13 protein-coding genes and 1 pseudogene are annotated in these 11,867 nt (G+C 67.8%); 5 read left to right on the top strand and 9 right to left on the bottom strand.

What is annotated here, in order from left to right:
• Positions 1-62: 62 nt before the first annotated feature.
• Positions 63-636 (bottom strand): annotated as a pseudogene (locus M4D77_RS15350) (YdeI family protein).
• 45 nt (positions 637-681) lie between these two features.
• On the opposite strand from M4D77_RS15350, the gene M4D77_RS15345 reads away from it, so the two are divergent.
• Positions 682-1,380 carry a hypothetical protein gene (locus M4D77_RS15345; RefSeq protein ID WP_068971451.1) on the top strand — a complete coding sequence of 233 codons (699 nt, stop codon included), beginning with the start codon at positions 682-684 and terminating at the stop codon, positions 1,378-1,380.
• Positions 1,381-1,394: 14 nt separating this feature from the next.
• On the opposite strand, the gene M4D77_RS15340 is transcribed toward M4D77_RS15345, so the two are convergent.
• From M4D77_RS15340 to rnhA, 3 genes are all read right to left on the bottom strand, one after another.
• Positions 1,395-2,186 carry an SDR family oxidoreductase gene (locus M4D77_RS15340; protein WP_068971452.1) on the bottom strand — a complete coding sequence of 264 codons (792 nt, stop codon included), beginning with the start codon at positions 2,184-2,186 and terminating at the stop codon, positions 1,395-1,397.
• Between the two features lie 77 nt (positions 2,187-2,263).
• Positions 2,264-3,175 (bottom strand): D-isomer specific 2-hydroxyacid dehydrogenase family protein, encoded by a 912-nt coding sequence (locus M4D77_RS15335; RefSeq protein ID WP_068971453.1) that lies wholly within the window; start codon positions 3,173-3,175, stop codon positions 2,264-2,266.
• Complete coding sequence (rnhA, locus tag M4D77_RS15330; RefSeq protein WP_068971454.1) at positions 3,172-3,666, bottom strand: ribonuclease HI; 495 nt, start codon at positions 3,664-3,666, stop codon at positions 3,172-3,174. Before rnhA ends, M4D77_RS15335 begins: the two co-directional genes overlap by 4 nt.
• Before the next feature lie 59 nt (positions 3,667-3,725).
• Here rnhA and M4D77_RS15325 point away from each other — a divergent pair, with 59 nt between their 5' ends.
• From M4D77_RS15325 to M4D77_RS15315, 3 genes are all read left to right on the top strand, one after another.
• Positions 3,726-4,493: a methyltransferase domain-containing protein gene (locus M4D77_RS15325; RefSeq protein ID WP_137811002.1), complete on the top strand. Its 768-nt coding sequence runs from the start codon at positions 3,726-3,728 to the stop codon at positions 4,491-4,493.
• Positions 4,494-4,693: 200 nt separating this feature from the next.
• On the top strand, positions 4,694-5,983 hold the full coding sequence (locus tag M4D77_RS15320; protein WP_259936615.1) for a DUF4185 domain-containing protein: 1,290 nt from the start codon (positions 4,694-4,696) through the stop codon (positions 5,981-5,983).
• A complete protein-coding gene (locus M4D77_RS15315) occupies positions 5,980-6,507 on the top strand; it encodes a DUF1697 domain-containing protein (protein ID WP_259936614.1) in 528 nt (175 codons plus the stop codon). The genes M4D77_RS15320 and M4D77_RS15315 overlap by 4 nt, the downstream gene beginning before the upstream one ends.
• 272 nt (positions 6,508-6,779) lie before the next feature.
• Here the strand turns inward: M4D77_RS15315 and M4D77_RS15310 are convergent, their stop codons facing one another.
• From M4D77_RS15310 to M4D77_RS15295, 4 genes are all read right to left on the bottom strand, one after another.
• The gene (locus M4D77_RS15310) at positions 6,780-7,256 is read right to left on the bottom strand and encodes a hypothetical protein (RefSeq protein ID WP_065629435.1); all 477 of its coding nucleotides are present in this window, start codon (positions 7,254-7,256) and stop codon (positions 6,780-6,782) included.
• A 13-nt stretch (positions 7,257-7,269) separates the two neighbouring features.
• Complete coding sequence (locus tag M4D77_RS15305) at positions 7,270-8,541, bottom strand: acyl-CoA dehydrogenase family protein (RefSeq protein ID WP_058252783.1); 1,272 nt, start codon at positions 8,539-8,541, stop codon at positions 7,270-7,272.
• A gap of 37 nt (positions 8,542-8,578) precedes the next feature.
• The gene (locus M4D77_RS15300; protein ID WP_259936613.1) at positions 8,579-9,979 is read right to left on the bottom strand and encodes a phosphotransferase family protein; all 1,401 of its coding nucleotides are present in this window, start codon (positions 9,977-9,979) and stop codon (positions 8,579-8,581) included.
• A 103-nt stretch (positions 9,980-10,082) separates the two neighbouring features.
• Positions 10,083-10,415, bottom strand: coding sequence for a nuclear transport factor 2 family protein (locus M4D77_RS15295; RefSeq protein ID WP_259936618.1), 333 nt, complete (start codon positions 10,413-10,415; stop codon positions 10,083-10,085).
• Here M4D77_RS15295 and M4D77_RS15290 point away from each other — a divergent pair.
• Complete coding sequence (locus tag M4D77_RS15290) at positions 10,312-11,022, top strand: LysR substrate-binding domain-containing protein (RefSeq protein WP_259936612.1); 711 nt, start codon at positions 10,312-10,314, stop codon at positions 11,020-11,022. The two genes, M4D77_RS15295 and M4D77_RS15290, sit on opposite strands and share 104 nt — an antisense overlap.
• A gap of 39 nt (positions 11,023-11,061) precedes the next feature.
• On the opposite strand, the gene M4D77_RS15285 is transcribed toward M4D77_RS15290, so the two are convergent.
• Positions 11,062-11,859 (bottom strand): hypothetical protein, encoded by a 798-nt coding sequence (locus M4D77_RS15285; protein WP_259936611.1) that lies wholly within the window; start codon positions 11,857-11,859, stop codon positions 11,062-11,064.
• Positions 11,860-11,867 lie beyond the last annotated feature (8 nt).

Here is an 11,867-nt window from a genome sequence, read left to right as displayed (position 1 = left end):
GCGCGACCAATCCCCGCTCCCTGAGGAGCGCCCGGAGCTTGCGGAGGGCGCGTCACGAAGGGTCACGCCGGCCGCTCGTTGCGCGCCGCCCGTTCGACGATGGTGGCGATGCGTTTGGTCTTGGTCTCCGGCCGCTTCGCCAGGGCGAGCTGCGACAGTCCGACCTTGCGCGCACTCGGCGGGAACGCGTCCCAGTTGGCCCGCGCGACGGGATCGGCGTCGAGGGCGGCGGCGAGTTCGGGGGATTCGATGAGCGCCTCGGCGTCGTCGAACAGCGTCCACAGGCCGCGGGCCTGAGCGTCGTCGATGACGGCCTGCCCGGCGGGCTGAATGCGGCCGGCGGCCGCGAGGTCGGCGACCCGCGCCTTGTTCGACGCCGACCATCCGCTGTTGCGACCGCGCCGGGTGAACCACATGCCGCGGCGGTCGGCGTCGATGACACGGGTGTGACCGTCGATCCATCCCCAGCACAGCGCTTCGCGCACGCACTCGTCGTAGTCGAGCGGTTCCCGGCCCGAACCCTTGCGCCAGAAGACGAGCCACACCCCCGGCGAGGTCTCATGGTTGTCGCGCAACCACTCTCGCCAGGCCTCGACGGTGTCGAGGCTGAGCTTCGGCGCGTCTTGGGTCGGCCATGTGTTCACCCTAATGACCTCGGCCTTCTCTCGGTACATTTGAGCCGTGAACGAGATCGTCGACTTCGCCGAGAGCTACTGGTGGCTGATCTTCCCGGTCGGCGCGGTCGTCGGCGGGTGGGCCGGTTCGATCGGCAAGTACAACGAGAAGCGACGCAAGGACAAGATCGAGCTCGCCCGGATCAAGGCGAACGCCCAGACCGAACAGCTGAAGCTCACGACGACCTCGGCCGACCAGTTGCGCCGGGTCCGTAAGCAGCACGACGCGCTCAACGAGAAGTGGTTCGCCTACGAACTCGATCTCGCAACACTGATCGAGTACCCGCTGATGACCGACATGCGCGAACCGTTGACGCTCGCCTTCCACCGGGCCCGGGTCCGCGCGGATGATCTACGGCCCGAATCGGATTCCGCCGCCGTCGGCACGGCCGAGGCCTCCATGTCCGCAGCCGACTTCGCCGAGTACCGCGATGCGGTCGGCGACTACGCCGCCGCGTTCGACGCTGCCGAGCGAGAAGCGCGGCGTCGCAAGCAGACCGGGTTCTCCCCCATCGAACGCGAGGCACTCGACCGGGCACGCAAACTCATCAACGTCGCCGCCGACACCGGCGCCACGCCGGCCGAGAGGCAGGCCGCCTACAAGAAGGTCCGTGCCGAGCTCGACGGCATCATCGACGTTCCCCGGGTGGCGGCCGCACATCTCGAACAGCAGATCGCCGGCGCGCTGGAGCGCGGCTCGGACTGAACGTTCCGGGCCGATCAGAGGTCCGGGATCGGGAGATCCAGGTTGGGCGCGATGATCCCGCCGTCGACCTCGAGGATCTTGCCGGTGACATACGCACCGGCGGGCGACGCCAGGTAGAGCGCCGCCGCGGCGATGTCCTCCGGATCACCGAGGCGGTGCAACGGCGTGGAGGTCTCGACCTCGGTGCGCATCCCTTCGTCGCCGGCGACGATCTCCAGCGCCGAGGTCAGGATGGCGCCGGGAGCGATGCCGTTGACCCGGATCTTCGGGTTCAGATCCATCGCCGCGATGCGGGTGTAGTGCGCGAGAGCGGCTTTCGCGGTGCCGTAGGCGGCATAGGCGCGTCCGGGCACGCGGCCGACCGCGGAGGTGATGTTGATGATCGACCCCTGGCCCGTGGTCGCGAGGATCTGTTTGGCGCCGGCGACGACCAGCGCGTGCGCGTTGCCGACGTTGAAGTCGAAGGCGTCCCGCAGGTGCTTGGGACTGGTGTCGAACAACGGCCGCGGCATCGCACCGCCGACGTTGTTGACCACGGTGTCGAGGCGACCGAACTCATCGACCGCGGTCTGAGCGAGTGCCGCCGCGGCGTCGGGATCGGCGAGATCCACGGCGACGGCGTGCGCCCGTCGGCCGGCCGCACGGATGCGCTCGGCGACCTGAGCGAGGTCGGACTCACTGCGGGCCGCGATCACCACGTCGCCGCCTGCCTCGGCGAAGGCGACCGCGATCGCCGCCCCGAGTCCCCGGCTCGCGCCGGTCACGATGGCCACCTGGTCGTCTATCCGGAATCTGTCGAGAATCACCCGTCGACCATGCCACGGCGAGGCACAAAACGAGAACGTGTTCTAGAAATCGGCCGAAACCGGCAGGTCACCCGGGCTCAGTAGTCGCGGTTCGTGGTCACCACGGACAGGAGTTCCTCATCCGCGACGAATCGGCGCAGGTTTTCGGCGACCCACGGCGCGAGCTCACGCGTCAGACCCGACGCCGGGTTGGCGACGTGCGGGGTGATGATCACGTTCGGAAGCGACCAGAGCGGATGGTCGTCGGCGGGCGGTTCCGGATCGGTCACGTCGAGCGCCGCCCCCGCGATCTGCCCGTCGACCAGCGCGCGGTGCAGCGCCTCCTCGTCGACAAGGGGCCCGCGCGCGACGTTCACCACCCACGCGTGTGCGGGTAGTGCGGCGAGGCTCTCGGCGTTGATCATGTGCCGCGTCTCCGGCGTCGACGGCGCGGCCAGCACAACGTGGTCGAACGTCCCCCACAGCTGATCCAACTCATCCGACCGTCGGACCTCGTGCGCGCCGGGCACCTCGCGCCCGGACCGGTTCACCGCGACGACGCGAGCGCCACATGCCCGAAGACGCGGAGCGAGGGAGGCGCCGATCCCGCCGGCTCCGACGATGGCGACCGTGGAACCGTGCAGCGACCGGACCGCGGTGTCGATCCGCTCCTTGTCCCAGTGGCGCAGGACGGCGGTGTTGATCTGACGGAGCCCGGCGAGGAGCAGAGCCAGTGCGTGTTCGGCGACGTTCTCGGCATAGAAGCCGGACGCATTGGTCCAGATCCGACGGTCGTCGAGTACGTCGGCGGCGACGAAATCCTCGATCCCCGCGGTCTTGAGGGCCACCCATTCGACGGCGTCCGGCAGTTCCGGGAACTCCCCGGGCGGCCCGATCCACACCAGCACCCGGGCGTCGTCGAGACCGACGATCCGGCCGCCCGCACCTTCGATCGCGGCGACCAGATGCTCGTCGCGGACGGGTTCGACGGCCACCGCCACCGGCGTCATCGGGCCACCGATCGAGCCGCGGTGGTCGCGAGTTCGTCGGCGATCTCGTTGAAGTGATCGCCGGCATGCCCCTTGACCCAGCGCCACTCCACCTGATGTCGCTTCTCCTCCTCGACCAGACGACGCCAGAGATCCGCGTTCTTGACCGGCTTGCGATCCTTGGTCTTCCAGCCGTTCGCCTGCCAACCGTTGACCCACTTCATGATGCCGTTGCGCACGTAGGTCGAATCGGTGTAGATGATGACGGTCGACGGCCTGGTCAGTGCCGCCAGGCCTTCGATGGCGGCCGTGAGCTCCATCTTGTTGTTCGTCGTATCCGGCTCCGACCCGGAGATCCGCTTCTCGGTGCCCTTGTATCGAAGCACCGCGCCCCAGCCACCCGGGCCCGGGTTGCCCAGGCAGGCACCGTCGGTCGAGATCTCGACGACGGCCGAGCCGGCCGCCGGATCTGCGGAGGAGCCGTCGGTTGCCTGTTTCGCGGAAGCTGTCACGCAGGGAAGCCTACGGCAGCCGCGACCCCCGATCGCAGGCTCACGGCTAGGGTGGAGTCATGGTTGTGTGGGACCCGACACGCTATCTGCAGTTCGCCGACGTCCGTGCGCGTCCGTTTCTCGACCTCATCGCACAGATCCCGACCAACCCGCTGTCGGTGATCGACCTGGGTTGCGGACCGGGTCATCTCACCAAGCACCTTCGGGCACGCTGGCCGTCGGCGGAGATCCTGGGCATCGACGATTCGGCGGAGATGGTCGATCGCGCGATCCGCGACAACACCGATCCGCATGCCAACTACGACGCCGCCGACGTCTCGCAGTGGACGCCTCACCGGCCGGTCGACCTGATGATCTCCAACGCGATGTTTCAGTGGGTACCCGACCACCTCGACGTCATCGACCGACTGCTCGGCCACCTCACCGACGGAGGCGCGTTCGCGCTGCAGGTGCCCAACAACACGGACTCCCCCACCCACTCTGTCCTCGCCGATCTCGCCGCGACCGAGCCGTATCTGGGAGCTTTCGGCGACCTGCGGGCACTGCCCCGACTCGACGCCGAGATGTACCTCGAGTTCTTCGCCGGCCGCGGTTACCACGCCGACGCCTGGGAGACGACCTACTTCCACGTGCTCGACGGACAGGACCCCGTGTTCGACTGGATGTCCGGCACCGGCGCCCGCCCGTACATGCAAGCGCTGTCCGACGAACTCCGGGGGCAGTTCGTCGCCGATCTCAAGCAGCGCCTCGCCGAGGCCTATCCCCGACGCGAATGGGGCACGGTCCTGCCCTTCCGCCGCACGTTCGCGGTGGCCACCCGCCGCTGATCCGCTGGGCGCCGCGATCCAGATCCCAGAGAAACAACTCCCCCACTGCTCCCTTCAGTGTCAGGCTTGTGGAGCCGGAGGATGGCTCGCAAGCTCGCTCCTCCCGGGTCACGCACCGGCTTCGGTTTGGCGTCGACGCTTCTCCCAGCTGACACTTCTGCAACACTGACACCACCTGTCATCTCCCAGGGGGTACATCCATGCGTCGACGCAGCCGGATTCGTCTGCGCCCGGTCCGCCGCGTGCTCGCAGCCGTCGCGATCGCCGCCCTCACGGGCGGCCTGCTCGCCGCTGTGTCCGCACCCGCCGAAGCCGCGGTCTGCAACGCCACCGGCATCACCGGGGGCGATGTCGGCAGCACCGGCAGTTCGGGGTCCAGCGAGCTCGGCTGGGGCAGTCTCGACTTCGGCAGCTATCGGGCGGATGGGAAGAAGCCGCAGGGCCCGCTCCCGAAGCTCACCGGCGCCAGCAAAGCCATCTCCTGGGTGACCGGTCCCCGAAGTCCCGCCCGCACCGACACCCGTTTCGGCATCACCGCGACCGACGTCGGCGTGCCGTGGGACAACGGCTCCGGTCAGATCCTGATGGCCTTCGGTGACACCTGGGGCCGATGCGCGGGGCAGATGGCCTGGAAGCACAACACGATGCTGCGCAGTGACGCGGCTTCGGACCTCGCCAAGGGAATCCGATTCCCGAACGCCGTACCCGGATCGGTCCGGTCGGGCGCCTCGGTGACACCGGCCCACCCGACGTGGGCGCAACCCATGTTCAACGCGGTCGGGGTGCGCAACATCGAGGTCGGGCGGATTCCCACCGGCGGGATCTCGATCAACGGCACGCAGTTCGTCAGTTTCATGTCGATCCACCGGTGGCTTGGCCCAGGCCGCTGGAACACCAACTATTCGGGAATCGCCGTGTCGCACAACAACGGTCAGACCTGGACCGTCGACAACAACACCCTTCGCTGGAATGCCGACCTGACGATCCCGGGCGTCCCCCAGGTGACGCGTGGCCACAACCGGTTCCAGATGGGCGCCTTTCTGCGAAGTGGCGAGTACATCTATCAGTACGGCACTCCGAACGGGCGTTTCGGCTCTGCTCACGTGGCCCGTTTCCGCCCCGCCGACATCCTGAACCTCGATCGATACCAGTACTTTCGCGGCGGCACGGGCTGGTCGTCGAATCCGGCCGAGGCCACGCCGATCGTCGCCGGCCCGGTCAGCGAGATGTCCGTGGCGTACAACGCTTTCCTCGGCCGGTTCATCATGCTGACCGAGCGATCGGGGACGATAGTGATGCGCACGTCGCCGTCACCCGTGGGTCCGTGGAGCGGCGAGCGGGTGCTCGTCTCGCACAAGCAGTCCAGCGGTCTGTACACGCCCTACATCCACCCTCGATCGTCGGGTAGGGACCTCTACTTCGTCGTCTCCCGGTGGGACGACTACAACGTGATGCTGATTCGGACCGACCTGTCGAAGGTACGTTCGTGAGCCGGCGCATCGTGCTGATCCGCGCGGTGAACGTAGGCGGCGCGAAACTCCCCATGGCCGAATTACGTGATCTGGCAGCCGATCTCGGGGCAACGGAAATCTCGACCTACATCGCGTCGGGGAACCTGATCTGTTCGCCGCCCGCCGACCCCGAGCGGTTCGACCGCGCGCTCGAAACCGCGCTGCAGGATCGCTACGGCTGGTTCCGGGAGGTCATCAGCCGCTCGCCCGAACAGGTCCGGGCCGCGCTCGAGGCGCATCCGTTCGACGTCGTCGACGACAAATACTCCTACGTCTACTTCCTGACCGGCGAACCGGCGCGCGACAAGGTGGCCGCGTTCGAACGCAAGGACTTCGGCGACGATGTGGTCCGCGTCCTCGGGTCCGACCTGCACATCCGCTACGCCGACGGGGCCGGACGATCGACCCTGACCGCACCGGTCATCGCGCGCGGCCTGGGTGTACAGGGCACCGGCCGTAACCTGCGGACCGTGCGCACACTGCTGGAACTCGCCGGCCCCTGAGTGTCGCCCGGTGGCCGGGCTCCCGGCACGGGCGTAGCGTCGGAGAAGCCATCAGGACGAACCAAGCGAACCGCGAACGAGACATTCGCGTCGAGAGGAGTCCGCACATGAGTCAACCGGTCCCGCCGCCCCCACCTCCGCCCGAGCCCGTGCCTGCGCCCGAGCCCATCCCGGAGCCGCCGATTCCCGTTCCGACCCCGCCGCCGGCTCCCGACCCACAGCCGGCTCCCCCGCAGCCGGACCCGCCGCCACGGCCGACGGTGATCTGACCGTCAGCCGCGCGACAGCACTCGGGCGACGCGGTCGAGGTCGGCGAGCTGTTCCTCGCGGGGGGCCTCCCATAGCTTCTTCGGCAGCTTCTCGAGGTCCTTGATCCCGGCTTCGGCTCGGTCGAGGGTTTCGGTCGCCTCCTCGCCACCGAGGTCCACCGATGCGATGAGCCGGTCGTCGAGTTCGAAGACCGCGTCGTCGAGGCGGTTGCGTGCCGCGACGAGTTCGTCGTCGTGCGGGATCGCCGGGTTGGCATGCACGTCGGCGATCGCGTATCGAATGCGCCGATGCAGCAGTGCTTCCCGGGTGTTGTCGGTGGCCCAGCTCTCCGGCGCCCGACCCGGTCGGCCGGGAATCAGGTCGGTGGATCGGGCGAAGGTGCGCACCCGTTTGTCCGAGTCGTACGCGAACCAGGCGGCGCCGCCGAGGATGAACAGGGCAACCACCACAGTGGCCACGATGATGATGACCGCGATCATGTGGTCAGCCTACTCAGGACGACTGCACTCCCTTGGGCGCCTTTCCCGACATGAAACCGAACAGGTATCCGGCGACGCGTCGCATCTGGATCTCGTCGGCACCTTCGGTGATCCGGTAGCGCCGATGGTGCCGGTAGATGTGCTCGAACGGCTCGTGCCGCGAGTATCCGCGTCCGCCGAACACCTGCATCGCCTGGTCGGCGGCATCGCAGCACAGCCGGTTCGCCTGGTAGTTGCACATGGAGACCTCGGCCGACGCGGCGAACGGCCCGTAGGTGTCCATCTTCCAGGCGGTTTCGCGGATCAGCGCCCGGATCATCGCGCACCGGGTGTGCAGGTCGACGAGCGGGAACTGGATCGCCTGGTTCGTCGAGAGCTTCTTGCCGAACGGCGCGCGCTCGTTGGCGTAGGCCACCGCACGGTCGACGCAGTATTGGGCGGCACCGAGACTGGAGGCCGCCTGCCGGATGCGGTTCTCGTTGAAGAAGTGCTGCACGACCTGCAGGCCGGCTCCCTCCGCCCCGAACACCGCGGAGTTCGGCACCCGGACGTCCCGCAGCGTGATGTGCGCGTGGTCGGTGGGCATGTTGAACGTCCAGAGATATTCCTCCACGGCGAAACCCGGATCCTGCGGGTCGACGAGGAACGCCGTGATGCCGCGGGCCTCGCCCGGTTCGCCGCTGGTGCGCGCGAAGATGATGTCGCGATGGGCGGCGTGGATACCGGTGTTCCACGTCTTCTCGCCGTTGATGATCCAGTCGTCGCCGTCGCGGACGGCGGTCGTCTCCATCCACGTGGCGTCGGAGCCGTGGTCGGGTTCGGTGATGCCGAAGGCGAAGAACTTCGTACCCGCGGCCAGGCCCTCCACCCATTCCTCCCGCTGCTCGGGGGTGCCGTACTCGAGCATGAGGAGCAGCCCGATGTTGTTGCCGACGATGGCGTGCTCGTTCTGCAGATCGCAGTGCAGCCCCAGACCTTTCGACGCCAGGTGCTCGCGGATGATCGCCATCGCCAGGTTCGATCCGTCCCGACCACCGAACTCGGACGGGAAGGGGTAGCGGAAGTGGCCGGCCGCATCCGCGCGTCGTCTCGCCTCTCCCAGAAGAGCTTCCCACTCCTTGTTCGGCAAACCACCACGCTCCCAGTCTGTTCGGGAGTCCTCGCGCCGATGGTCGAAGAAGCGGATGTTGTCGTCGGTCTGCTCGAGGGGAATGATCTCCGCCTCGATGAAGGCATCGAGTTCGGCAAGATAGTCGGTCAGCGACTCGGGCAGCGCGAAGTCCACGATGAACCCCTCTCGGTTGGGATCGGATGTCCGGCGGTCACGGGTGAGGGACCGCGAAGTACTTGGGGTTGGCGACCAGGAGTCGCGCCCGTACGTCGGCGACAACGGCGTCACGGACCTTCGGGTCGGTGCCGTCGAGTTCGCCGGAACGCAGGGCCTCGCACAGCGCGTGCTGATCAGTGACCCCGAGCGCACTCAGACGTTGCGCGCTCGCTTCGGCGTCCCGTGCACCGGTGAGCATCTGTCGACGCACGACGTCGACGACGTTGCCGGCCACTCTCGTATGGAAACGCACCTGCGGCGACAGGTCTGCCTGTACCGCGTCGGACCGCAGGAATTCGGTGAGCGCCTCGAGTAGTTCGACTGCAGTCGGTGAACCGTAGAGATCGTTGTCCGGTTCCTCGCCCGGCGCCTCGGCCAGCGGATCGGGTACCGGTCCCGGCGACACGAGACCCAGGTCGAGCAGTGCGTCGAACTCCTGCTCGGCACTTCGGCGTCCGATCGCGGCCAGTTCGACGGATCGTTCGACGCCATCGAGGTGCCGGGCGGCCTGCACCGCGCAGATCAGTCCCCACTTGACGGTGGCGTAGAGCTCCCACCAGCGCAGGGCTTGTTCGGTGGGACGCCAACCCGCCTCGCGCGCATAGGCGTCGAGGAGCGAGGTCCGGTCACCCATCCCGGCCACGGGCGTCGACCCTCCGAAACGCCACGCCTTCGCACATAGCCAACCTAGGTCCTCGACGGGATCGCCGAGGTGCACCAGTTCCCAATCCAGAACCGCCGCAACTCCTTCGGCGTCGACGAGCAGATTGCCCAGCCGGAAGTCGCCATGCACGAGCGTGTGCCGTGGTGACGGTTCGGGTCGGTTGTCCGTGAGCCACTGGGTGGCCAGCACCAGGCCGGCCGGCATCGCATCGAACTCGCGTGGGAACAGGTCCCGCAAACCGTCGATCGGATCGCCGAGATCACCGAGACCGGGCGTCTGTGCGACGTCTATCCGGTGGATACGTGCGAGGATCTCGCCGCACTGATCGACGAATCCGGCGCGCGCACCCTCGTAGGCATCGTCTCGCAGAATGCGCCGCGGGATGGATTCTCCGTCGATGAAATTCATTGCCAGATAGGGGAATCCCAGCGCGCTGTCGTCCTCGTCGAATCCGGCGTCGAGGATCTCCGGCACCGGCACCCCGGCGTCGGCGGCGGCACGCAGGACCTGCGCCTCGGCCCGCAGTCCGCCGTCGTCGGTTGCAGCGGGAACCGCGCGGATGATGATCGGCTCGACCTGCCCGGTTCCGTCGACGAGGGTGGCCGCGTACGTCGCCCTGCTCGCGCCCGCCGGCAGGAGTCTCGCGCCCTCGACCAAGAGCGTGCCACCACGCTTGTCGCCGAGCCGGGACGCGATCTTCGCGGCGACACCGTCCGCTTCCGGTACTCCCACGCCCGATCCGTCCCTTCGCACCGTCGCCCGGCGGATGTAACCGCCACCACAGCGAAGCTAGCACGGGATCTGAATCCGGCCTCAGAAATCCGGGCCCGGAGTCTCAGTACTTCGGTGCCTGGAACTCCGGTTGGTCGATGATCCGCACCCACGATCCGTCGGCCTGCCGCGCCACCACCTGCGCGCGGGCACCTGCACCATCACGGGGTGGAGTCGACGTGAGTGCAAGATCGTCCCCGAATACCAGGGTCGGCAACGGCGGTTCCGGCGCGAAGGTCGGCCGGTGCGCCAAGACCGATGCCCAGAGATCCCGGATCGCGGCCCGTCCGCGCGTGACCTCACCGGGCGGATACGCCATCACCGCGTTCTCGTCGTACAGCGAGGCCACGGCCTCGGCGTCCCCGGCGTTGGAGAACTCGACGAAGAGTCTCGTCAGGTCCTCGGGCGTTCGCGCGGTCTTGGGGTGTACCGTCGCACCGCTGTTCGCCGCCTTGGGAGACTTCCGATCGACTCACCCACAGATCGAGATGAGCCTTCGCGAGTCGCCCTCCGCGGACCTCATCACCTCGGTCGACCGCGGACACCTCGACATCGCCCTGGCCGGTTACGGAGACGATCTCCCGCCCGGGGTCGAGTCGCTGACGATCATCGCCGAGCGGGTCGTCGCAGTGTTTCCGACGAGGAGCCGGCCCCGGGGCCGCACCGTCGATCTCGCCTCACTCCGCGACCGATCGCTCATCTGCCTGCCCCGCGGCGCGGGTATCCGAAGCGTGTTCGACGCGGCGGCCTCGGTCGCCGGAGGAGCCATCCGACCCGCGATCGAGGCCTCGTCGCCGGACGCCATCATCGAGTTGGTCTACAGCGGAATGGGAGTCGGCATTCTCAGCGAGTCGATCGCCGCGGCCGACGACCGCGTGGTCGGGGTGCCGATCCGGGATGTCGATGCCACCGCACATCTGGGATTGCTCTGGAGGTCGAAAACCTCCGCTGCCGCAACACGGTCCGTCGACATTGCCCGAGACGCGTTCGCGGTTGGTGACTGATGAACTCGAACTCGACTGATGGACTTCGATCGAAGTCCATCAGTCGAGTTGACGTTCGTCGGTCGGGTGAATCGGCCCGGGATCGGCGGGAGCCGAGGCCTCCAGCGACGGGGCGACCACGCTCGTGGGATCGGTGGGCTTGCCCGCGATGAGGTCGCCGATGCTCAGACCCCAACGGCCCCAACGGTCGTCGAAGCTCTTCGCGCGGGCCCGCGCTTTCTCCGTCTTCGCCGGTGCGTACCGCCGGCGCGCCCACGCCGAGTGTGGCCGGGCCAGCCGGATGGCACCGGCCCAGGCGAACACCGGGATGAAGACGCCGACGATGGCGGTGGAGAACTTGCCCTTGAGCACGCACAGGATCGCGCAGGCGACATTGATCGGCACGGTGGCCACCAGCGCGACGGGACCGATCTCCACGTCCGCGTCGTCGAGCGGGTTGAACCCGAGGACCGCCATGCCCAGCGCGGCGACTGTCAGCGCCACCACCTGAACCGAGAGTTGGCCCTCCGGTGACCAATACACGTCCTGAAGGCGCAGGATCAGTGCGAACTCGTCGAGCACCAGTGAGGCGCCGACACCGATCAGCACCGCACTGATCTCCGCACCGGGCGACGCCCCGTTGACAGCCACCGAGAGGAAGGCGCCGACGATCGTCAGGATCAGACCGGGCACCATGTGGTGCACGTGCACGCCGTCTGAGACGTTGTTGCGGAAGGGGCCCTTGCCCGCCCGGATGAGTCGGGTGATCACCCGCGTGACGATGAACGTGATGACGAACGACGCGAACAGCAGGAACAGCGGCAGTCGCTGGTGCGTGAGCTCGTCGAGGAAGTTCACCGGGTCAC

It is taken from the genome of Gordonia sp. p3-SID1431, from assembly GCF_025143765.1.
Lineage (GTDB): Bacteria > Actinomycetota > Actinomycetes > Mycobacteriales > Mycobacteriaceae > Gordonia > Gordonia hongkongensis.
This window is presented reverse-complemented; position numbering and strand designations above follow the sequence as displayed.

What these genes read in the sequence shown, in the direction of transcription:
- M4D77_RS15335 (WP_068971453.1), bottom strand. Translation starts at nt 3,175, where the DNA reads ATGACGCCGGTGGCGGTGGCCGTCGAACCCGTCCGCGACGAGCATCTG.
- M4D77_RS15325 (WP_137811002.1), top strand. Translation starts at nt 3,726, where the DNA reads ATGGTTGTGTGGGACCCGACACGCTATCTGCAGTTCGCCGACGTCCGT.
- M4D77_RS15320 (WP_259936615.1), top strand. Translation starts at nt 4,694, where the DNA reads ATGCGTCGACGCAGCCGGATTCGTCTGCGCCCGGTCCGCCGCGTGCTC.
- M4D77_RS15310 (WP_065629435.1), bottom strand. Translation starts at nt 7,256, where the DNA reads ATGATCGCGGTCATCATCATCGTGGCCACTGTGGTGGTTGCCCTGTTC.